This is a genomic window from Neolewinella xylanilytica (assembly GCF_002934605.1).
Lineage (GTDB): Bacteria > Bacteroidota > Bacteroidia > Chitinophagales > Saprospiraceae > Neolewinella > Neolewinella xylanilytica.
In genome coordinates, this window is sequence record NZ_PTJC01000007.1 from 274,156 (window position 1) to 295,495 (window position 21,340).

At 58.8% G+C, this 21,340-nt stretch carries 17 protein-coding genes; 14 read left to right on the forward strand and 3 right to left on the reverse strand.

Going from position 1 to position 21,340, the window contains the following annotated elements; translation table 11 throughout:
* Window positions 1–77: 77 nt before the first annotated feature.
* Window positions 78–1,445, reverse strand: a complete 1,368-nt coding sequence (locus tag CLV84_RS19045; RefSeq protein ID WP_104421424.1) for an apiosidase-like domain-containing protein — start codon at window positions 1,443–1,445, stop codon at window positions 78–80.
* Between the two features lie 228 nt (window positions 1,446–1,673).
* Here CLV84_RS19045 and CLV84_RS19050 point away from each other — a divergent pair, with 228 nt between their 5' ends.
* Window positions 1,674–2,438: a hypothetical protein gene (locus tag CLV84_RS19050; RefSeq protein WP_104421425.1), complete on the forward strand. Its 765-nt coding sequence runs from the start codon at window positions 1,674–1,676 to the stop codon at window positions 2,436–2,438.
* Between the two features lie 8 nt (window positions 2,439–2,446).
* Here CLV84_RS19050 and CLV84_RS19055 read toward each other — a convergent pair whose 3' ends face one another.
* Window positions 2,447–2,917 (reverse strand): tryptophan-rich sensory protein, encoded by a 471-nt coding sequence (locus tag CLV84_RS19055; RefSeq protein WP_170067779.1) that lies wholly within the window; start codon window positions 2,915–2,917, stop codon window positions 2,447–2,449.
* Window positions 2,918–3,174: 257 nt separating this feature from the next.
* Between CLV84_RS19055 and CLV84_RS19060 the strand changes: the two genes are divergently transcribed.
* The 13 genes from CLV84_RS19060 (at window position 3,175) to CLV84_RS19120 (ending at window position 20,086) form a co-directional block, all read left to right on the forward strand.
* Entirely contained in the window at window positions 3,175–4,809 is a 1,635-nt protein-coding gene (locus tag CLV84_RS19060) for an ABC-F family ATP-binding cassette domain-containing protein (protein WP_104421427.1), read from the forward strand.
* A gap of 580 nt (window positions 4,810–5,389) precedes the next feature.
* Window positions 5,390–6,295, forward strand: coding sequence for a hypothetical protein (locus CLV84_RS19065; protein WP_104421428.1), 906 nt, complete (start codon window positions 5,390–5,392; stop codon window positions 6,293–6,295).
* A 284-nt stretch (window positions 6,296–6,579) separates the two neighbouring features.
* Window positions 6,580–8,106, forward strand: coding sequence for a bifunctional phosphoribosylaminoimidazolecarboxamide formyltransferase/IMP cyclohydrolase (gene purH, locus CLV84_RS19070; RefSeq protein ID WP_104421429.1), 1,527 nt, complete (start codon window positions 6,580–6,582; stop codon window positions 8,104–8,106).
* 80 nt (window positions 8,107–8,186) lie between these two features.
* On the forward strand, window positions 8,187–8,939 hold the full coding sequence (locus tag CLV84_RS19075) for a type III pantothenate kinase (RefSeq protein WP_170067780.1): 753 nt from the start codon (window positions 8,187–8,189) through the stop codon (window positions 8,937–8,939).
* The gene (locus CLV84_RS19080) at window positions 8,920–10,305 is read left to right on the forward strand and encodes a hypothetical protein (protein ID WP_104421431.1); all 1,386 of its coding nucleotides are present in this window, start codon (window positions 8,920–8,922) and stop codon (window positions 10,303–10,305) included. The genes CLV84_RS19075 and CLV84_RS19080 overlap by 20 nt, the downstream gene beginning before the upstream one ends.
* Window positions 10,306–10,311: 6 nt before the next feature.
* Window positions 10,312–11,706, forward strand: coding sequence for a tetratricopeptide repeat protein (locus CLV84_RS19085; protein ID WP_104421432.1), 1,395 nt, complete (start codon window positions 10,312–10,314; stop codon window positions 11,704–11,706).
* Window positions 11,707–12,049: 343 nt separating this feature from the next.
* A complete protein-coding gene (locus CLV84_RS19090) occupies window positions 12,050–13,075 on the forward strand; it encodes an AAA family ATPase (protein ID WP_104421433.1) in 1,026 nt (341 codons plus the stop codon).
* A gap of 196 nt (window positions 13,076–13,271) precedes the next feature.
* Window positions 13,272–14,264 (forward strand): sensor histidine kinase, encoded by a 993-nt coding sequence (locus CLV84_RS19095; protein ID WP_104421434.1) that lies wholly within the window; start codon window positions 13,272–13,274, stop codon window positions 14,262–14,264.
* Between the two features lie 5 nt (window positions 14,265–14,269).
* The gene (gcvT, locus tag CLV84_RS19100; RefSeq protein WP_104421435.1) at window positions 14,270–15,370 is read left to right on the forward strand and encodes a glycine cleavage system aminomethyltransferase GcvT; all 1,101 of its coding nucleotides are present in this window, start codon (window positions 14,270–14,272) and stop codon (window positions 15,368–15,370) included.
* A 10-nt stretch (window positions 15,371–15,380) separates the two neighbouring features.
* Window positions 15,381–16,307 carry a bestrophin family protein gene (locus tag CLV84_RS19105; RefSeq protein ID WP_104421436.1) on the forward strand — a complete coding sequence of 309 codons (927 nt, stop codon included), beginning with the start codon at window positions 15,381–15,383 and terminating at the stop codon, window positions 16,305–16,307.
* A gap of 623 nt (window positions 16,308–16,930) precedes the next feature.
* Window positions 16,931–17,902: a hypothetical protein gene (locus tag CLV84_RS19110; RefSeq protein WP_104421437.1), complete on the forward strand. Its 972-nt coding sequence runs from the start codon at window positions 16,931–16,933 to the stop codon at window positions 17,900–17,902.
* Window positions 17,903–17,919: 17 nt separating this feature from the next.
* Window positions 17,920–18,693 carry a hypothetical protein gene (locus CLV84_RS19115; protein WP_104421438.1) on the forward strand — a complete coding sequence of 258 codons (774 nt, stop codon included), beginning with the start codon at window positions 17,920–17,922 and terminating at the stop codon, window positions 18,691–18,693.
* Between the two features lie 40 nt (window positions 18,694–18,733).
* Window positions 18,734–20,086, forward strand: a complete 1,353-nt coding sequence (locus CLV84_RS19120; protein WP_104421439.1) for a Gfo/Idh/MocA family protein — start codon at window positions 18,734–18,736, stop codon at window positions 20,084–20,086.
* Here the strand turns inward: CLV84_RS19120 and CLV84_RS19125 are convergent.
* Window positions 20,073–21,308 (reverse strand): LamG-like jellyroll fold domain-containing protein, encoded by a 1,236-nt coding sequence (locus CLV84_RS19125; RefSeq protein ID WP_104421440.1) that lies wholly within the window; start codon window positions 21,306–21,308, stop codon window positions 20,073–20,075. The genes CLV84_RS19120 and CLV84_RS19125 overlap by 14 nt on opposite strands.
* Window positions 21,309–21,340: the final 32 nt, after the last annotated feature.

Sequence of the window (21,340 nt, forward strand, 5' to 3'; positions counted from 1 at the left end):
ACTCGCTGCTGGAAGCAGCGTTTTTCCTGCGCTGCCGGAGACAGCTTTTTACTATCGCTGCCGGAGGCAGCGTTGTACTATCGCTGCCGAGAGACAGCGTCGTACTGGATCACCAGCACCCAATCGTTGCCCCGGGCCGGTTCGAAGGGCGGGTCGTAAACGTAGGCGTCGCCCACCGATTCCGGCGTTATGGAGATGGTTTCGCCCGAACGCGGATTGAACCATTCCGTTACGGCCCCGTCGCCGATGCGACCGGCGGGTAACCGCAATACGTCACCGTAGGGGGTGTAGGCGATTAATAGGGAATAATCTTCGTTACGGGCCAGTACCACCTCCCGGCCGCTGCTGTTGGGGGCATCGCGGAGCAGGTCAGGGTCGGGCCGGAGATCGTAGTAGGGTAGGGACTGCATGAGTCGTCCGAGGTGCCCGATCTGCGCGGCACCGGGGTAGTCGAGCGCCTCCGGCCAGGGGGTGCGGGAATGGCTGATGGGGTCGCGACCGGGGAGCCACATCTGCCAGATGTTGTGGTTGCCGAAGGTGTGACCGGCGGTACCCGAGAGCACGCTCCACCAGGCGGCCTGTCGCGCGTCGAAGTCGTCGAACCACCCGTTGGCCGGCCGCCAGTTGATGGGATGGTCCTCGTAGAGGGGCTCGCCGTTGATGACGGGTTTCCCCGGATCGGCGGCGCGCACCCGGGGCGGGAAGTCGTAGTTCTGCTTGTCTTCGCGGCGCCCGTGGCCGCTCTGGAACAGGTGGAAATCGATCCAGTCTTCGCCGGCGAAGAAATCGCTGGACCGGCCGCTGCCCTGGGGGTGGTACGTGATCAGCTGTCGGTCGCCGACGGCCTCCCGCAGCCCCGCCGCCATCGCCCGTACGATGGCCAGGTCCTCGGGGTTTTCCGGATTGCGGTCACCGCCGAGGATCCAGATTACATTGTGGTCGCCGTAGCGCTCCCCGAGCATCCGGCCGTAGGTGCGGGCATTCGCCGGGGTGAAGATCTCGGGGCCCACGCCCCATTTTTTATTGAATTTGTCGCCCCAGGTCGGGAGCAGACCCAGGAAGATCCCGAGGCTGTCGGCCATTTTCGCTACCCGGTCGACGTAGGTGAAGTAGGCTTCGTTCCAGCGGGTGGGGTCCAGCTCCTGCAGCGGTAGATCCCCGTAGCTGTTCGGTACGGTCAGTCCCTCCAACTCGGCGAGTACGACCGTCTGGATGACGTTGAAGCCTTTTTCGGCCCGGTCTTCCAGGTAGTTCCTTGCCTCGTCTTCCGTGCTACGGTGCAGCAATTCCCAGGCGGTATCGCCGAGGTAAAAGAAGGGCTCGCCGGTGGTGCGTTCGAGGTGGGTACCGCTTTTGCTGATGCCGAGGCCCGTCTGGGCGGATAAGGTGCCAGTGGCGGCACTCGCGATGGCGAGTATGAGACAGGTGATCGAAGCGATGCGCATAGGCCACCTAATATACGCCACGGGGCTGCACGGTGGTCGTTCCCGTGGCCCATTTCGTCCGCATACCCGCTCGTGTAGAATGGTCGAAAATGCAGGAGAACTGGTCGGTACACTGAAGCATTCAAGCGGATACCGCAACACGACGTCAGGCGGTCAAATATCTTTATTAACCATTCCGCAAAACTGTCCGGAAGACCTTCCGCGGTATGGTTTTTAAATATATACCTTATGCACACCAAACCCATTTTTATTTATTTATCGGCCGTGCTTCTTCTCCTGGGGATGGCTTGTGCCCCCCGGCAGTTGGAAAAGCCGTATCCCGCGCCCCGTACCGAGCGCCAATACACGAAGGCGGTGGCCGACGCCGCCAATCCGCGACCCGAAAAGGTTTACCGATCGTTGCTGCCGATCGTTCCCGATAATGGTGCACTTGTCCGCCGGGTGATTGCCGGGGAGGAGTATGTCCTGGTTTCATCCTGGAAGGACGACACCACCTTTTACCGCAACGACTCGGTAAGCGGATTCTACCATACCGGCAGCTACCCGATTTGGGTGACCGCCGCCCCCCAGTTGCGGGATATTTGCTCGCCTAAGCATTTCGGCCGCCGGGAGGGCGTCGATCTCCGACTTAAGCAGTTGTTCGGAATGCCGCCTACGGTCAGCAAGCGCTACTTCGTGGAATTCTGGGTGAGGCCGGCCGATCTCTACCGACCCTGCCCCGACCCGGAAGTGGAGGACGGCGAGTGCGGCCTCGCCTTTACCGACCGGTCGACGCCGGAACACCAAGAATGGATCAATACCCAGCGACTTGCGTCTTATTCCCATACTGATCGCTACGCCAATTACCCGTGGACGCAGTTGGGGTACACCTACGATTGGAGCCCGCGCAAACGGTCGACGGTCGGACTGAGCGAGTTCGTGATCGGCCGCAACAAACGAGTTGTAGTCAACGGAATTTATACCACGGCGGAATACTGTCAGGTAGCGCAGTAATACCTTCGTCAGTGGTGTTCCGCCCGGTGCAGCTCCCCGCCCACGATCGCCGTGGCGTAGGCCGTCCAGACGATGACGGGGGCCGTCAGGTAGGCCGCGACGGCGTTGACCGGCAGGAGCACGGTGACCACCAGCGTGGCGAAGGCAATGACGGTAAAATTGCCCCACAGGCCGTACCATAGGGCCGATACCCCCGTTAGTTTCTCCAATCCGAGGGTGTAATAGGCATAGCTGGCACACAAGACCGCCAGCGCAACCAGCCAGCCCTGCGCTCCGTCGGGTCCTTCAAGGCCCAGTCGGTAATGGGCTACCCCCAGCAAGGTGAAGAGCACGAACCAGGCCACGGGAATCAGAAAGCCGGGCGGCGCGTACCAAAGCCGGTGGCCGTCGTCCTGGTCGAATTTCAGTCCGAGGAAGGGGGCCGGCAGATTGACGCCGACCAGGATCAGGTAAAAGAGGGCGATGTGGAGGAGGAGCATGGCGATGGGAAGGGTTGGGTGGGAAGGGGCAAGCACCGACGGGTGCATTGGGGCGGTTGACCCAAGCTTGAGGAAATTACGGGAATTCTTGGACAGATTCTTCTCCCGCGCCCCGGCGCCCAAAAAAAATTCGGAGCTGAAGATCGGGCTGCGGCGATGCCCACGCATTCAGTCATTCACGAATTCAGCTTCTCGCCCATACAACTATTCTCCCGTTCACCAATTGATTACCTTTGCGCCCTTAAAATCAGCCATCTATGCTCTCCGTCCAAGACCTGCTCGTCCAATTCGGCAAACGCGTCCTATTCAATGAGGTGAACCTGAATTTCGTACGCGGCAATTGCTACGGGATCATCGGTGCCAACGGCGCCGGAAAGTCGACCTTTTTGAAGGTGCTGTCGGGCGAGCTGGTGCCCAACCGCGGCTCCGCCAGCCTGGAGCCCGGCAACCGGATGGCCGTGCTGAGCCAGAATCACTTCGGTTTCGAGGATAAGGTCGTGCTCGACGTGGTCAAAATGGGTCACGAAGAGCTCTACGCCATCGAGCAGGAGAAGAACGCCATCTACATGGATCCCGAGGCAAGCGACGCCGACGGAATGCGTGCCGCCGAGCTCGAGAACAAGTACGGCGAAATGGGCGGCTGGACGGCCGACTCCGACGCCGCCGAACTGCTCTCCAATATGGGCATCACCGAAGATCTCCACTACAAAATGATGGAGGAGCTCAACGGTTCGGAAAAGGTGAAGGTGCTGCTGGCTCAGGCGCTGTTCGGTAACCCCGACATCCTGCTGCTGGACGAACCGACGAACGACCTCGACGCCCACACCGTCCACTGGCTGGCCGACTTCCTCGCCGATTTCCCCAACACGGTGATCGTCGTGAGCCACGACCGCTACTTCCTCGACATGGTGTGCACCCACATCGTCGACATCGACCGTCAGCAAGCATCCATCTACACCGGTAACTATAGTTTCTGGTACCAGTCGAGCCAGCTCGCCGCCCAGCAACTGCAGAATAAGAACAAGAAGATGGAGCAGAAAAAGGCCGAGATGATGGAGTTCATCCAGCGCTTCTCCGCCAACGCCTCGAAGTCGAAGCAGGCCACCAGCCGCAAGAAGGCGCTCGAAAAGCTCGACTTCACCGAGATCAAGCCCTCCAGCCGGCGCTACCCCTTCATCGCCTTCCAGCCCGAACGGGAGCCCGGCGACCAGATCCTGAAGGTAACCAACCTGAGCAAGACCTCGCCCGATGGCACCGTACTGTTCAAGAACGTCAGCTTTACGATGAACAGTCCCGACAAGATTGCCCTACTCAGTAAGGACGCCGCGGCCCTCACCGCCTTCTACGAGGTGCTGGCCGGCATCGAAAAGCCCGACAGCGGCACGATGGAATGGGGGCAAACCATCACCCCTCAGTACCTGCCCAACGAGAACAACGGCTTCTTTACCGAGGAAGTCGGCCGCCTGGACCTGGTTGAATGGCTCCGCCAGTACAGCCAAAACAAGGACGAGCAATTCATCCGCGGCTTCCTGGGCCGGATGCTCTTCGGCGGGGAAGAAGTACACAAGCAGGTGAAAGTCCTCAGTGGGGGCGAGAAGGTGCGCTGCATGATGTCGAAAGCCATGCTCAACCACCCGAATTTCCTACTCCTGGACGAGCCCACCAACCACCTCGACCTCGAATCCATTACCGCCCTCAACAACGCACTGAAGGATTTCAAGGGCAACCTCATCATGAGCAGCCACGACCACGAGCTCACCAACACCGTCTGTAATCGTATCATCGAGGTCGGGCCCAAGGGCATGATCGATTCGCTGATGACTTACGATGAGTTTCTGGAATCGGACGTGATCGAGCAGAAGCGGGAGGGAGTTTATGCGTTAGTGGGGTAGGGGGGGCTCCCTTCGGTCGCGGTTAGTCTTTTAGTGGCTTCCTGCGGTCGCCTTTAGTCACTCCCTTCGGTCGTGGTTAGTCTTTTAGTGGCTCCCTGCGGTCGCCTTTAGTCGCTCCCTGCGGTCGTGGTTAGTCTTTTAGTGGCTCCCTGCGGTCGCGGTTAGTCTTTTAGTGGCTCCCTGCGGTCGCCTTTAGTCGCTCCCTGCGGTCGTGGTTAGTCTTTTAGTGGCTCCCTGCGGTCGCGGTTAGTCTTTTAGTGGCTCCCTGCGGTCGCCTTTAGTCGCTCCCTGCGGTCGTGGTTAGTCTTTTAGTGGCTCCCTGCGGTCGCGGTTAGTCTTTAAGTGGCTTCATGTGGTCGCGGTTAGTGGGTGTGGGCGACGACTGAAGCCGGACACTACGAGGTCTATCAACACGCGCAGGTCCTCTGCCACCGGTACCGGAAAAGCGTACGACCTCGAAGTGTCGCCGACGTCAGGAGGTACCTTCGAGTGTCGGGACGGGTCGGGTCAAAGCAACCCTGGCCCCGTGACCCCGTTTTCCCCTTAGCTTCCTTAGCCCCTTGTTGAGTACCTTTCCCCGATGCCCCCCTTCGACTACTTCGTGGCCATAGACTGGAGTGCCCGTAACAAACCCAGTCCGGCGAAACCGACCAAAGACGCCATCTGGATAGGCGAAGCGACGGCGACCGGGCCCGTGCGTACCCGATACTTTCGTACCCGGCAGGCGTGCTGCGATTACCTGGAAGAGAAACTGCTGCGGTACCGAAAGAAGCGGGTGCTGGTAGGATGGGATTTCGCCTTCGGTTATCCAAAGGGTTTAGCCAAGGCGCTACGGTTAGCGGACAAACCCGGCTGGCGGGCCGTCTGGGATCATTTGGCGGAGTACATCGAGGACGACGCCCGAAATGACAACAATCGCTTCCGGGTAGGCGCCCTCCTCAACGAACGCATCATGGCACTTAGCGGGCCGTTCTGGGGCGTTCCGATAGGACAGAGCGGTATCTTCCTGGGCAGCAAACGGGACTTCGAATACCCGGTGCGCACCAGAAAGGGCTTTTTGCGGGAGCGGCGCTACGTCGAGATGCTCAATTTGCGGCTGCAACCCGCGTGGAAGCTGGCGTACGCCGGCAGCGTAGGCAGCCAGGCGCTACTGGGTATCCCCCGGGTGCGGGCCCTGCGCGACCACGAAAAATTGCGGGACGTCTCCCGGATCTGGCCGTTCGAAACGGCTGCGGAAGGGGCAAACGCGGGCGCCGGAAGCGCGGGTGCGGCGATCGTCCACGCGGAAATCTATCCCAGCCTGTTAGCCGTTCCCCGCCGAAAGGGGCAGATCCTCGACCGGGAGCAGGTAAAAACGTTCGTGGAATGGCTACAGGAACAACAGCGCGCCGGCACCCTTCCCACCCTGCTGGACCGTCCGTGGGGGGAGGACCCGAAGCTGCACCGACGGGTGGTGAAGCACGAGGGTTGGGTGCTGGGGTTGTAGTGGTTCGTCAGCTCCGGCTCCGGAAGTGTTCCGTGGTATACGGTTTTGTATACGCCGCGCGCCGGAGCCCACGAGCCATAAGCTCCACTTAGCGATGCCAGCGTCCTTTTGATGTGGTTCCCCCGGTTCCCAAGCTCCGGCCCGGGAAGGCTCCAATCCGTTACTTCACCCATCGCCAACCGGAGCGCGGCAACCCGCAAAAGAAACCATAGAAATCCTTCGTATCTTTGCGGCCCCAAACCAACAGGTGTTCCACGCTAGGTGGAATTCACGAAAACGTGCCTATGACAACACGTAAGATAAAATCCGCCCTTATTTCCGTGTACCATAAGGAAGGCCTCGGACCCATCATCGATGGCCTGGCCAAGCTCGGCGTAACGATTTACAGCACGGGCGGAACGGAGACCTTCATTCGCGACCGCGGGGTGGAGGTCATTCCGGTCGAAGAGTTGACGGGTTACCCCTCGATCCTCGACGGTCGCGTAAAAACCCTCCACCCGAAAGTACACGGTGGCATCCTGGCCCGGCGGGAAGAGGATCACCTCAAGCAGCTGGCCCAGTTCGAGATCCCCGAGATCGACCTGGTGGTGGTGGACCTGTATCCCTTCGAGGAGACCGTGGCGAATACCGAGGAAGAAGACCTCATCATCGAGAAGATCGATATCGGCGGTATTGCCCTGATTCGGGCCGCCGCCAAGAATTACCGTGACGTGCTTATCGTACCCAGCCGGGAAGACTACGGCACGCTCCAGCAGATTATCGACGGTAAAGAAGGCGTCTCCGAGTTGGAAGACCGCCGGAAACTTGCCCGTCGCGCCTTTGCCGTCAGTAGCCACTACGATACGGCCATCTTCACCTACTTCAACGCCGACGGCGCGCTGCCCGTCTTTAAACGGAGCGAGATGAAGGCAAAGGAATTGCGCTACGGTGAAAACCCCCATCAGCAAGCCATCTTCTACGGACGGCTCAACGAGATGTTTACCAAGCTGAACGGCAAAGAGCTTAGCTTCAACAACCTGGTAGATATCGACGCCGCCGTTGGTATCATGAAGGAGTTCGAGGATGCCGACCCGTCCTTCGTCATCCTGAAGCACACCAACGCCTGCGGCGTCGCGGTGCGGCCCACCCAGCTCGAGGCCTGGCACGCTGCCCTGGCCGGCGATCCGGTGTCGGCCTTCGGCGGCATCCTGATCACCAACAGTCCGCTGGAACTCTCCACCGCCCAGGAGATCGATAAGCTGTTCTATGAAGTGCTTATCGCTCCCGACTTCACCGACTCGGCCCTGCAGCTGCTCAGTAAGAAGAAGAACCGCGTCTTGCTGCAGTACCACCACCTCCAGCAACAACCGCTCAGTTTCCGGAGCCTGCTGAACGGGGTGATCGTACAGGACACCGACCGGCAAACCGAAAGCGCCGACCAGTTCACGGTCGTCACCGAACGCCAGCCCACCGGACGGGAAACCGCCGACCTCGTTTTCGCCAACAAGTGCGCCAAGCACCTCAAGTCGAATACCATCGCCCTGGTGCGGGATAACCAACTCATTGGAATGGGCTGCGGGCAGACCAGCCGCGTAGACGCCCTGAAGCAAGCCGTTACCAAAGCCAAGAATTTCGGTTTCGAACTCCAGGATGCCGTCATGGCCAGCGACGCTTTTTTCCCCTTCGGTGACTGCGTGGAGATCGCCGCGGAAGCAGGCATTACCGCCGTCGTACAGCCCGGGGGGTCTATTCGCGATCAAGACTCCATCGACGCAGCAAATACGGCAAAGGTGGCGATGGTCACTACCGGCGTTCGGCATTTCAAGCACTAAGCCAAACGATCCACTCCGGAATTTAACTTCCGCTTAAGAACCGATTGCCCCCGAATCCGCGTCTTATAGCCGACTTTACGTTGAACCTCAGCACCCGTCAACTCGTCATCGACATCGGAAATTCCGGCATCAAGGCCGCGATCTTCGTCGAAGATGAATTGGAGTCTCCCGTCCACCGGCTCGACCGCGACGATTGGGCGGCAATCGACGGGCTGGCGACCAACCCTGGAGTGAAAAACATCATCTATTCCACCGTGGCAAACGTGCCACCCGACCGGTGGATCGATAAATGGAAAAACAGCGGTCGCGGTGTGTACACCCTGGACCGGCGGCGGAATTTACCCTTCGCCTCCGAGTACCGGAGCCCCGAAACCCTCGGTCAGGATCGTATAGCCGTTGTGGCCGGTACGCTCGGACGTTTCACCACGGCCCGCCTGATAGTCGATGCCGGAAGCTGCGTTACCCTGGATCTGGTAGATGCCGACGGCCGCTACCTGGGGGGCAATATCAGCCCCGGAGTAGGGATGCGCCTGCGTGCCATGCACGAGGGTACCGCCCGGCTTCCCCTAATACCGCCCGGCGTGGTGGAGGGGGAGGTAGGCCTGACGACCGAAACGGCGCTCCGGCACGGCGGATTGCTCGGGGTAGTTTACGAAATCGAAGGGCTCTTCCTGCGGCTACGGGAACGCCATCCCGAACTGCAGCTCGTGCTCACCGGTGGTGACGCCCCTTTGTTATCGCCCCACTTTTCCATTCCGTTTCACCACTCACCCCAGTTGGTCCTGCGCGGGCTCAATCAAATATTGTCATCTTATGTCAACGAAGCGTTTTAAATCAAGTCTGCCCCCGTTTGCCCTGCTGCTCGGCCTGCTGTTCGTCAGCGGCCAGGCGCTCGCACAGGTTGCTGCCACGGAATTCGTTGACATTCGCCCGAAACAAAACAGCCCCCTCAGTCGCTTCGGCCTCGGCGATCCCCTGGATCAGGTGCACGCGGCTCAGGCCGGTATGGGTGCGCTGCAATCTACCTTCCAGGATGCCTACCACCTCAATCTGCTCAACCCCGCCAGCCTGGCCAGCCTGCAGGCCACCAGTTTCGAGATCGGACTTTACGGGCGGTATTCCAATCTGGCCGACCGCACGACCACGGCAACGGCCTACCAGGGAAACCTGCGGTACCTCGCCCTGGGCTTCCCCCTGCGTAACCCCATCAACCTCAGTCTGGAACAGCAACAGAACTCCTGGAACGCCGGCATGGCGTTTTCCCTCGCACCCACCACCCTCGTTGGCTACGATCTGGAGTTGAACGCCGACGATCCCGAGGCCGGTCCTACCTCGAATAACCTCAAGGGAAATGGCGGCGCATACCGCGTGAGCTGGTCCACCGCCCTGCGGTTCCGCGGCCTCTCCGGGGGGGTGAACGTCAATTATAACTTCGGTAAACTGACCAATAGCCGCATCTTGGTGTTCGACAGCATTCCGGAAGCCCTGGCTACGGAATCCTTGGATGAGCTTAGCATTAGCGGTTTCTCCCTCGGCTACGGCGTACAGTACGCCTTCAACTTTAAGGACCTGAATGAGGAAGGACTACCGGTAGCCAACGGAAAACGCATTATCGTAGCGGCGAACGGTCAGTTGGGTGCTTCGGTGGACTCCGAGAGCAGCCTGCTTTTCCGGAAGTTCAGTCCCCTGGGTAACGTATCCATTCGCGACACCATCAGCTTCGAGGACAATATCGGCGGCACGGTGGACCTGCCGGCCAGCTACACCTTCGGGATTGCCTACGACGATTTCAATCGTTTCTTCGTGGGCGCCGAGTACGGTCGTACGGCCTACGGCAGTTATCGCAACACCGAACAGCCCGAACAATTAGCCGATGTCAACCGGTTCGCCCTAGGGTTACAGTTTATTCCCAACGCCACCTCTTACAATAACTACTGGGCCCGCGTTCGCTACCGGCTCGGTGCCCGCCTGGAAGACGATCCGCGGGTGATCGAGGGAGTGCAGGCTCGCCGAAATGCCGTTACTTTAGGGTTCGGATTGCCCATTCAATTGCCACGACAGCAGATCTCCTTCCTTGATCTTGCCGTCGAATATGGTAAATTTGGGGTGCCGGATATTCTTGATGAAAGCTATGTACAACTTACACTGGGTTTCAGTCTGAACGACAACTCCTGGTTCTTTAAACGCAAACTCAATTAAACCAATATGCAAACTCTAATCCGCACCTTCGCGCTGTTGCTGGTTTTCTGCGGCTCCGCTTCCGTAGTCAACGGTCAGTGCGAAACCTGGGTGGACTCGCCCCAAAAGGAGCAGGCGGAAAATGCGCACGTCGCATACCGCAACCTAGTCCGCAATAAAACCGCCGAAGACCTGGCCGCCCTGGGCGAAGAGGAATTCAATGCCGCCTTTAGCAACTGGCAACAAGCCTACGAGATCGCTCCCGCGGCCGACGGTCAGCGGGCCTTCCACTACCAGGACGGTCGCATGTTCTACAAGGCCCTGCGCCAGAAAACCGAAGATTCCGCTAAGAAGCAGGAATACACGGATATGATCTTTACCCTCTACGACCAGCAGGCGCAATGCTATCCTAAGGATGAAGCTTTTCTCCTAGGTCGCAAAGGCTCGGATATGTTCTACCTCGCCGGCTACAGTGAAGAGGCCATCGAAGTGCTGGAAGACGCCATCGATCAGGCCGGTAACGACACGGAATACGTCGTACTCGCCCCCCTGGGGAAGTTGCTCAACTACTACTTCAAGGAAGAGGTTATCGACAACGCCCGCGTCCGGGAGCTGTACGACAAAGCGGTAAAAGTAGCCGATTACAACATCGAAAAGGAGAACTACGCCGAGTACTACCAGGCCGGTAAGGACAACCTCGAAGCCGACGTGCTGGAGTTCGCTGACGAGATTTTCGACTGCGCATATTTCAAGGATATGCTCATCCCGAAAGCCCAGGAGAACAAGGACAGCCTTGACATCCTCCGCTACATTGTCACCAAACTCAAAGCGCAGGGTTGCGACAGCACCGACGCCGACGTAGTGATGGTACAGAATATGTACGACGAACTCTACGCCGAGAAAGCCGAGGAGTACGAGGCCGAACGGATCCGCTTGAACCCCGCCTACGCCGCTTCGGTAGCGTACGAAGAAGAGCGCTTCAGCGATGCCGTCGACCTCTACGAAGCTGCCGTTGAGAAGACCGACGACAACGAGAAGAAAGCACAGTACGTGTACCAAATCGCTCAGATCCAGTTGGGTAAGCTCGGCCAGTACAGCAGTGCCCGCTCTAACGCCAACCGGGCCGCCGAACTGAACCCCGGATGGGGCAAGCCCTACATCCTCATCGGTGACCTTTACGCCCGCATGAGCAGCGGTTGTGGTGACGCCTGGGACCAGCGCCTCGCCGTCCTCGCTGCCATCGATAAGTATAGCTACGCCAAGAGTGTCGATTCGGAAGTAGCCGGCGACGCTAACCGGCGCATCGCGAACTACAGCAGTTCGATGCCTATCCGAGCGGACGCATTCTCCCGTGGCCTCGAAGAAGGTGCCCGCCTCAAGGTGGGGTGCGGTATCGGAGAAACCGTTACCCTGCGCTTCTAGTCCCGTTCGACGACGCTTTACAAATCCCCTCCGGCAACTCCGCCGGAGGGGATTTTCTATTAGCGGCGGCCCGCCAGCTCCTCCCGGATCGCGGGGCGGCCTGATTTGCTTTGTCCGGCACGAATCGCTTAACGGGAAACCACGGGCACCGGACCGGTCACCAGGCCCGCCAACTTTTCCGGGAATGTGGCTGCACCTGCGCCCCGACGCCCTGGTGCATTTCGCAAATAGTCGATAAATTTCCCAGACTCGTCGAGGCGCGCAAACTAAGCGGGGGTTGCGGACCTTTTGTACACCACATGGGGATCGTTATCTTTGGCGAGTGCCCCTTAAACATAGAAAGATGGAAGCACCACAAATGAAACCGAAGTCATTCTGGAAACGGCCCGAGGGCGTAACGGGGCTGCTGTTCCTGGTAGCGATCTTTGCCGTGCTGGGCTTCGTGGTGGTCAATTTCGGAGCCGCGATCCTGAGCTTCATCAGTACCACGATCGGACTGGTGGTGGCGGGGTTGATCGTAGCCGGTCTGCTCTACATGGTTTTCGATCCGCGGATGCGCAACCTCGTATTTTACATGTACAAGAGCATCATGCGGGCCATCACCGGCGTCTTCGTACAGATCGATCCCATCGGCATCCTGAAGACCTACGTCGAGGAGCTCCAGGGCAATCTGCGGAAGATGAACAAGCAGATCAGCCAGCTGCGGGCCCAGATGCACAAGCTTAAGGAACAGATCGTGAACAACGAGCGCGATATCCGCAGCAATTTGCAGATCGCCGGTAAGGCCAAAGAAACCAACAAGCGCAACGTGATGATCCTGAAGAGCCGGCGCGCCGGCCGCCTCAAGGACAGCAACATCAAGCTGGAGGAACTCTACAAAAAAATGGAGGTGCTCTACCGGGTGCTTACCAAAATGTACGAGAACAGCCAGATTCTCGCCGAGGACATCACCGACCAAGTAGCCGTTAAGGAACAGGAGCGAAAAGCCATCCACGCCAGCCACGGGGCCATGAACTCCGCCATGAGCGTCATTCAGGGCGACCCCGACCAGCGCGCTATGTTCGATATGGCCATGGAGAACATCACCGAGGACGTAGCCAACAAAGTGGGCGAAATGGAACGTTTCATGGAAGTTTCCGCCAACTTCATGGATTCCGTCGACCTCCAGAACGGCGTTTTCGAGGAAGAGGGCCTTAACATGCTCGAAAAGTGGGAAAAGGAGTCCAACTCCCTGCTGTTGGGTGAAGAGAAGTCAGCGCTCCTCCTGCAGGCGAACAACGATAGCGAAGTCCTCGACCTGGATGCCCCCGTACCCGAACGCGCCCGCAAAACTGGCGAAAGCAATCAGTACGACTCGTTTTTCAATTGATGGTCGGTTGTCGGTTGTCGGTTGTCGGTTGTCGGGTGTTGGGTTGTCCGCTATACGATCAATGAATCACTAATTAGCGTAGTTAGCTGACTAAAACTAACCGCGACTGCAAGGAGCGACTAACGAACTAACCAGATGGCGAAGCCAGCTGACTAAAAGACTAAAAGACTAAAAGACTAAAAGACTAAAAGACTAATTGCGCAAGCTCCCCCTAATCAGCTACGCCATCATCGCCTACATGCTGCTCGCGTTCGGCTGGTGGTCCATCCTACTGCTGCGGAAGAACGAGGAAGCACATAATGCACGGGTCGATAAGCTGGCCATCGAGCTCGCGGTACAGAAGCGCATCGAACGCGCCAGTGATTTTCGGTTGACCGAGAATTACCAACGGTTGACCGACCAGTTCGAGCGGCAGCAGCGGATGATCCTTGGTGAGGCCCTGCTGCTGGTTGTCAGTCTGGCCGGAGGGCTCTACCTACTCTTTCGTAACCTGAAGAAGGAAATCAGTGCGGCCGAACAACAGCGCAACTTCTTGCTGAGCATCACCCACGAGCTGAAGTCGCCCCTCGCCGGAATTCGCCTGATCCTGGAAACCTTTCAGCGTCGCCGGGAACTCAAGCCGGAAATCCAACATAAGCTGAGCACCAACGCCCTGGCCGAAACCGATCGCCTTACCGCCCTCGTCAACGACCTCCTGCTGAGCGCGAAGCTGGAAAACGTGTATCAGCTCAACCGGGAGCCCATCGACTTCGGCCAGCTGGTGCAGGACGCCGCCGACCGGGTGGTGATGAAATACCGGGGAGCTAACGTCCACGTCGACATCGAGCCGGATATTCCGACCATCTTTGGCGATATGCCCGGACTGACCAGCGTCGTCGTTAATTTGTTGGAAAACGCGGCCAAGTACAGTCAGCCGGACCCGGTGATCCACACGGCCCTGGCCCGGGGCGGAGACAGCGAAATCGTGTGGACGGTGCAGGACAACGGCGTCGGGATCCCCGACCGGGAAAAGCGACGGGTGTGGACGAAATTTTACCGCGTCGGCAACGAGGATACCCGCAGCACCAAGGGCACCGGCCTCGGTCTTTTCATCGTACGGCAGATCGTGGAAAAACACGGCGGGCAGATTGAGCTGAAGGACAACCAGCCGAGGGGTACCGTGTTCCGGGTGTACCTTCCCGTCAAATAAATGCTATGCAAACCACTCCGCTCAATGATACCCACCGCCACCTGGAGGCGAAACTGGTAAACTTTGCCGGCTTTGAAATGCCGCTCGTGTATAGCTCCCTGAAGGAAGAGCACCACGCCGTGCGAGAGGCGGCCGGGATCTTCGATGTATCCCACATGGGGGAGTTCATTGTACGGGGCGCCGGAGCGCAGGAACTAGTGCAATACGTAACCAGTAACGACGTCCGAAAACTAGCCGAGGGCCAGGCCCAGTACAGTTGCCTCCCCCGGCCCGAGGGGGGTATCGTCGACGACCTGCTGGTTTATCGACTCCCGCATAACCCCCGCATGGGTAAAGGCAGCGAGCACCCCACTTACATGCTGGTAGTCAATGCCAGCAACATTCAGAAGGACTGGGACTGGATCGCCAGCCACAATACCTTCGGTGCGGAGATGCTGGACATCAGCGACCACACCGCCCTACTGGCCGTCCAGGGCCCGAAGGCCACCGAAATACTGGAGCCGCTGACCGACGTGGATCTCGCCGCCATACCCTATTACCACTTCGTGCGGGGTAGCCTGGCCGGGGTCGACAATGTCCTCATTTCCGCCACCGGATACACCGGCGCGGGCGGTTTCGAACTGTACCTGGATGCAGACCATGCCAAGACGGTCTGGAATGCCGTCATGGACGCCGGCAAACCCCACGGACTCCTCCCCGCCGGCCTCGGTGCCCGCGATACCCTGCGGCTGGAAAAGGGGTACTGCCTGTATGGCAACGACATCAACGATACGACTTCTCCCCTGGAGGCCGGGCTGGGGTGGATCACCAAACTCAGTGGTGACGATTTCGTAGGGAAAGACTTCCTGCTCCGGCAAAAAGAAGCGGGCATTCAGCGGAGGCTCGTCGCGTTTCGGGTGCACGACCGCCGTGCCCCCCGTCAGGGATATCCGATTCTAAGCCAGGCCGGAGAACGAATTGGCGAAGTGACCAGCGGTACCCACGCCCCGAGCCTGGATTACCCCCTGGGATTGGGCTACGTAGCTTCCGGTCACCACCAGGTAGGCACGAAAATTCAAATCGACCTCGGACGTAAAACGATGCAGGCGGAGATTGTGAAGCTATAAACGCGCGAAGATGATCGTCTACAAATCCAACGGTAGCTGGTTCGGCCACGTAGGTCACCTCACGACGAGCTACACCATGAAGCGCATCCTTATCGCTACGATGGTGATGGGGGCCTATGCCATGCTGACCGTAGGATCGATCAAATACTTCGATTTGCACCGTTACCTGCAGGTCGATAGCACCATCTTCTCCCTGCTCGCGGTCATCCTCTCCATTTTCCTGGGCTTCCGCACGACCACCGCCTACGACCGGTGGTGGGAAGGCCGCAAACAGTGGGGCGCTTTGGTCAATAACTGTCGCAACCTCGCCCTCTACGTGGATAGCGTATGGCCGCCTTCGGACCATGAGATCAGGCGCTTCATGGCCAAACACATCGCCAATTTCTGCCTTGCCCTCTCCGAGCACCTGCGCGACGGCACGAAGCTGGACAAGCTCGTCTACCTGGCGGAGGAAGAGATCGCCTACTATGAAACCAAGGACCACGTCCCCAATTTCATCGCTCTGCGCATCTACCAGCGCATCGCGGAGGCGCACCGCAACGGCGACATCAACGAAGGCGATTACATCAATATCAAACCCCAACACCAAAGCCTGCTGGATATCCTGGGTGCCTGCGAGCGGATCAAGAAGACGCCGATCGCGTTCAGCTACGCCGTTTACCTGAAAGTGTTGGTCACGGCCTACGCGGCGCTGCTGCCCTTTGGCTTGTCGGAGCAGTTCGGGTGGGGCGCCATTCCCCTCAGCATGCTGATCGTGTTCGCGCTCATCGGGGTGGAGTTGATGGGGGAGGAGATCGAGGATCCCTTCGGGCTCGATTGCAACGACCTTCCCACCGGTGACATCGCGCACACCATCAAGCGCAACGTTTTCGAAATTCTGGAAGACCGCTCGCCCGCGAAGGAGCACCAGAAGGAACTGTACGAAAAGGTCTTTTGACCTGGAAGCTAGGAGGAACCTCCTCATTGGCCGTACTTGGCCCCGCTCACCAACCACCTTCCTGCCCGCGCGGAGGCAGCCGGATGGTGGTACGGTGGCTATAGAATGGGAAAAAGTAGAAAGCGATCCTGGTAGCACGTTGCGCGACTACGGAAGGCGCCATGCCCCTGGCCGCACATGCGTAGGCCATCGATCCGATTAGTCTTCCCGCCGATTGTTCTTCGACCAGCCGAAAACGGCCGTCGAGCCCCCAACTGCCGCGGAGTGGCCCGGCCCTGAAAGGGGTATTCCGCACACGGAGGTCTGCCCCAAGCACAGCGGAGGGGAGAGCCTGGCGGGCAAAACAACTATAGCGTCGTAACCATCTGCCAATACCGGAGTAAGCCCACTCAAGGGTCCCCTTCAGCGGCATCCCCCGCCATTCGTCGATGAAAATCGCCACCGATCGCCGATTCCTAGCATTGGTCGATGCGTTCCTAGGGCTGCTCGAACGGATTTGCGGTTGGCCGGGGCGCGGACGACATTTGGTTCATAAGCGTTGAGGAACAGATAAATAGCTGGGAATCAACGTGCAACCCGGGGAATTTCCCCCCGTCTTTTCCACACCATCCGATTCCGCCACTATGTTACGCTTCACGATCCTTTTCCTCTCTTTGCTCTTCGCTTCGGCCACTGTTTCCGCGAAAAAGGGGGAGAGCATCTTCGACCGCTGGAGCCGTACAGCGGAAAAAACCATTGAAATTCATCTGAACTTCGATACGCTGCTGGCCAACCGTAAAACCGAACGGGAAATGCGTGGGGTGGTCATTGATAACGGTCAGGCCTTCGGGGTCGATATATCCGTTCGTGGCCGTTACCGCCGCCGCACCTGCGTGATGCCGCCCATCAAGTTACAGTTTGACAAAGATCTCCTGCGCACCGCCGGACTAAACACCCACAACGACTACAAACTGGTCACCCACTGTACCGTCGGGGAGCGGGGGCAGGATGCCCTGGTCCGGGAAGCACTGATCTACGAACTCTACCGTACCCTCGAGCCGGAAGCCAGTTTTCGTACCCAGCTGCTCACCATCAACTACGTCAATACGGCCGACGGGTCGACCTTTACCAGCTACGCGATCCTCATTGAGGATACCGACGAGCTGAAGGATCGCCTCGACCGCGACAACTGCAAAGATTGCTACAACGCACCCTACGCCACCTTCACGAATATTGAGAAGGTTACCCTCTTTCAGTACATGATTGGCAACCTCGACTACAGTACCAAGCTAGGCCGTAACCTCAAGCTTATGCAAGACGAGCAAGGCCGGATCACCGCCGTACCCTACGACTTCGACTTCAGCGGACTGGTCAGCCCCGAATACGGCCGCCTGATGCATCCCGATCAGCAGGCAATGACCGACCGCATCCTGGTCTGGGAGTTTCCCCACGATCCCGAATTCGACCGGGCCGCTGACGAGATGTTGTTGCTGGAAACAGATCTGTTACAGATGGTAGCGACGTACCCCGAGCTAAACAGTCAAAGCAAACGCGAGATTACCCGCTACCTCAAGTCGTTTTACAAGGAACTCCACCGCGGCAAGATTGGGCGATAATCGGGTACCTTCGTCCCATGAGCACGACCCGGCTGTTGTTCTTTTATCTGCCGATCGGCCTGATGGCCGCCAGTACCCTGGCGGCCATTGCCATTGGTGGGCTCTTTTTCCTGAAAAGCAGTGGCGACCGGCGCGCCAACGGCCTTTACGGAGGCCTGCTCATCGCCGGTGGGCTCACCCAGTTGCACTTCCTGATGCTTTTCACCGGGATGTTCGATCAGCGTCCGGCCCTCGAATTTTTACCTATTTACTTTACCCTCTGGCTGCCGGTGCTGCTCTTTCTGCACGTCAAGATCAGCCTATACCCGAGTTACCGCTTCCGCATCGGCGATCTGAAACACTTCATTTTTCCGGTTGCCCAACTGTTGTTCTTCGTTTCCATCTGGCTGATGCCTTCCTTCCGCCGGCCGGAGGGGCGTTACTTCTACAGTCCGTTTTATGGTGGGTTGGAGCAGGCCCTATACCTAATCGTGTGGCCCGCCTACATCGTGTTCAGTTATCAGTATCTTCGACGTAAACGCCGTCAGCTCGGGCGCCGCACCCTTCCCCGCCTCCTGTGGTACATCCGGAAGTTGCTGAAGGGGAGCATGCTTTTCGTCATTGCCTACGCGATTCTGGCCATCAGCGATTTTATCGGCTTTAACTACTTCTTCGTGGACATGCGCAGCCAGGAGTGGTACGCTGGGGCGCAGTCGCTGTCGTATACCGTACTCCTGATGTGGCTGACCACCTACGGCTTCCAGGTGCTGTTGTGGGGCAGGCGATTGCTGCGGGCCGGGCACGAAAACTGAACTTTCGTTATTTTGGGGAATATCCGCAACTTCTCCGCCAATGCCCCTCGATCGCCGCAGATTTTTTCAGACTTCCCTCGGTACGTTAGCCGCCAGCGTGGTTCCCGGGGCGGCGAGCGCAGGTGCAACGAATTTTCGGGAGGGAGAATTACGGGTTGGTATCCTCGGCAGCGGTTTCCGGGGCCAAAGCCATATTCGGGAGCTGTTTTCCCAACCGGAGGTCCGCGTAACCGCCATTGCGGACATCGATCCACGCATGGTCGAACTAACCCAGGCCCTTTTCGACGAGCGTAAACTCGACCGACCGGAAGTGTACGACCGCGGGCCGGAAGATTACCTGCGGTTGCTAGCGGAGGCCCCCGTCGACGCGATCATCATTGCCACTCCCTGGCGGTGGCATACGGTGATGGCCGTCGCCGCCATGCGGGCGGGTAAGTATACCGGCCTGGAAGTCGGCGGAGCCTTTAGCCTTGAGGAGTGCTGGGAACTCGTGCAGGCACACGAAGCAACCGGTACCCATCTCTTCTTCCTGGAAAACGTCTGCTACCGACGCGACGTCATGGCCGTGCTCAATATGGTGCGCCAGGGACTGTTCGGGGAGCTGGTGTACCTCGAGGGTGGCTACCAGCACGATCTCCGGGCAGTGAAGTTCAACGACGGGAAATCCGCCTACGGTAACGGGGTGGAATTCGGAGATAATGCCTTCCACGAAGCCCGCTGGCGTACCCGACATAGCCAGCACCGAAACGGAGATTTGTATCCGACCCACGGGCTCGGACCGGTTGCCACCATGATCGACATCAACCGGGGCAATCGATTTGTAGGTCTCACCTCGACGGCTACCAAGTCACGGGGCCTGCATAAGTACATCGTCGACCAAGCCGGTCCCGATCATCCGAATGCCTCGGTCGCCTTTAAGCTGGGGGACGTGGTCACCACCATGTTAACGACCGCTAATGGGGAAGTGATTGTACTTCACCACGATACCAACCTTCCCCGCCCCTACAGCCTCGGGTTTCGCGTACAGGGTACGGAAGGCTTGTGGATGGACGTGAACGAAAGCATTCACCTGGAGGGTAAATCACCGGCCCACCAGTGGGAGAAAGCCGCCCCTTACCTCGAGCGGTACGATCACCCCTACTGGCAGCAGGACGGGGAGGTGGCAGCCGGTGCCGGCCACGGCGGGATGGATTATTTTCTGATCCGGGATTTCGTGCGGTTCGCGAAGGCCGGCACCCGACCACCCCTCGACGTTTATGATGGGGCTACGTGGCTGGCGGTTACCCCGCTATCGGAACAGAGCATCGTGGCCGGGGGTACCCTGCAACAGTTTCCGGACTTCACCCGGGGGAGGTGGATGGATCGACCGGACGATTTCGCTACCGCAGGATAGTCACGCTGCCGGTGCGGACAATCTCCTGTCCCTCGCAGCGGTAGACGACCCGCCAGAGCATTACCCCGGGGCTCACGGGCTCGTTGCGGAAGCTTCCATCCCAGCGTTCGAAGGCATCCGCCGTCGAGAATACGGTTCCGCCGTAACGATCGAATATTTCCAGGCTGACGAGCTCGCCGACCGCGAAAGGATTGGATATACCGAAGGTTTCGTTTTGTGCCGGGCCAATGCCATTCGGTGTGAAGGCGCGGGGAAAGTATACCTTATCGCAACTCAGGGAGTTGGGATCGATAACCTGAATTTCGATGCTGTCGGTGGCGATGCAGGCGTACTGGTTGTCGGCAATACTTACCCGGTAAATCCTCCGGCCGGCCTGGGTAGGCGTGATTAGGGGGTCGGGAACATCGCGGGGCGTTACGTCAGCGGCGGGCGTCCAGCTGAAGTCCGTGCCACAATTGCTGTTCAGTTCGATCTGCACGCTCTCACCCAGGAAGATGCGGGTATCGGGAGTTAGGATCTGGTCGGGCCTCCCGTACAGGCTAGCTACGACGTCGTCATCCAGGGCAACCCCGTAAAACTGTAGCTCATCGATCAAGCCGGTAAAGTTCTCCTCCGCCGCCGAGCGACATTCGCTCCCACCGATGAGCAGATCGCCGTCGTTGTCGACGTCGATGCGGCCGGGGGTGGTTTCGGACGCCACGGATTCTCCGTTCAGGAATAGCCGAAGTTCCCGGTCCCGGCGGCGTACCGTCACGTACTGCCAGCAGCTGGCATTTTCGATGGTATATTCCAGTGCGATCTCCGCGTTTCCCTGCTTAAGCACCGCGCGGAGGGTGCGGGAGCCACCGGCGTAGCTGATCTGGAAGTACTGCTCGGAGGTACAGTCCGTCGACCGCTTCGAGAGAAGATATTGCGTTGGGTTGGTGCCGATGGGCTTGAAATAGAAGCTGACCGTAAAGTCCAGATCGGCGAAGATGCGATTGACGTTCGTGGTGGCGCCTCCGGGTATGCGAACCAGGTCCGGAGCGGTAGCCAAGTAGAGGGCTTCCCCGTTAACGCCGCAATCAAAATCGATCGCGCCCTCGCCAACCCCCAGATTTTCCGAGCCACCCCCGGCGTCGCCCAGGTTGCTCTCGAAGGGATAATAGGCCACGAGCCCATCGGCCGTTTGTCCGAGCAGGTAAACGGGAAAAACGAAAAGGGCAAGGAGCGATGTACGCATGGTTTGGGGGCTATACGAAACTGCGAAGGTAA

What these genes read in the sequence shown, in the direction of transcription:
- CLV84_RS19045 (WP_104421424.1), bottom strand. Translation starts at nt 1,445, where the DNA reads ATGCGCATCGCTTCGATCACCTGTCTCATACTCGCCATCGCGAGTGCC.
- CLV84_RS19050 (WP_104421425.1), top strand. Translation starts at nt 1,674, where the DNA reads ATGCACACCAAACCCATTTTTATTTATTTATCGGCCGTGCTTCTTCTC.
- CLV84_RS19055 (WP_170067779.1), bottom strand. Translation starts at nt 2,917, where the DNA reads ATGCTCCTCCTCCACATCGCCCTCTTTTACCTGATCCTGGTCGGCGTC.
- CLV84_RS19060 (WP_104421427.1), top strand. Translation starts at nt 3,175, where the DNA reads ATGCTCTCCGTCCAAGACCTGCTCGTCCAATTCGGCAAACGCGTCCTA.
- CLV84_RS19065 (WP_104421428.1), top strand. Translation starts at nt 5,390, where the DNA reads ATGCCCCCCTTCGACTACTTCGTGGCCATAGACTGGAGTGCCCGTAAC.
- purH (WP_104421429.1), top strand. Translation starts at nt 6,580, where the DNA reads ATGACAACACGTAAGATAAAATCCGCCCTTATTTCCGTGTACCATAAG.
- CLV84_RS19080 (WP_104421431.1), top strand. Translation starts at nt 8,920, where the DNA reads ATGTCAACGAAGCGTTTTAAATCAAGTCTGCCCCCGTTTGCCCTGCTG.
- CLV84_RS19085 (WP_104421432.1), top strand. Translation starts at nt 10,312, where the DNA reads ATGCAAACTCTAATCCGCACCTTCGCGCTGTTGCTGGTTTTCTGCGGC.
- CLV84_RS19090 (WP_104421433.1), top strand. Translation starts at nt 12,050, where the DNA reads ATGGAAGCACCACAAATGAAACCGAAGTCATTCTGGAAACGGCCCGAG.
- gcvT (WP_104421435.1), top strand. Translation starts at nt 14,270, where the DNA reads ATGCAAACCACTCCGCTCAATGATACCCACCGCCACCTGGAGGCGAAA.
- CLV84_RS19105 (WP_104421436.1), top strand. Translation starts at nt 15,381, where the DNA reads ATGATCGTCTACAAATCCAACGGTAGCTGGTTCGGCCACGTAGGTCAC.
- CLV84_RS19110 (WP_104421437.1), top strand. Translation starts at nt 16,931, where the DNA reads ATGTTACGCTTCACGATCCTTTTCCTCTCTTTGCTCTTCGCTTCGGCC.
- CLV84_RS19115 (WP_104421438.1), top strand. Translation starts at nt 17,920, where the DNA reads ATGAGCACGACCCGGCTGTTGTTCTTTTATCTGCCGATCGGCCTGATG.
- CLV84_RS19120 (WP_104421439.1), top strand. Translation starts at nt 18,734, where the DNA reads ATGCCCCTCGATCGCCGCAGATTTTTTCAGACTTCCCTCGGTACGTTA.
- CLV84_RS19125 (WP_104421440.1), bottom strand. Translation starts at nt 21,308, where the DNA reads ATGCGTACATCGCTCCTTGCCCTTTTCGTTTTTCCCGTTTACCTGCTC.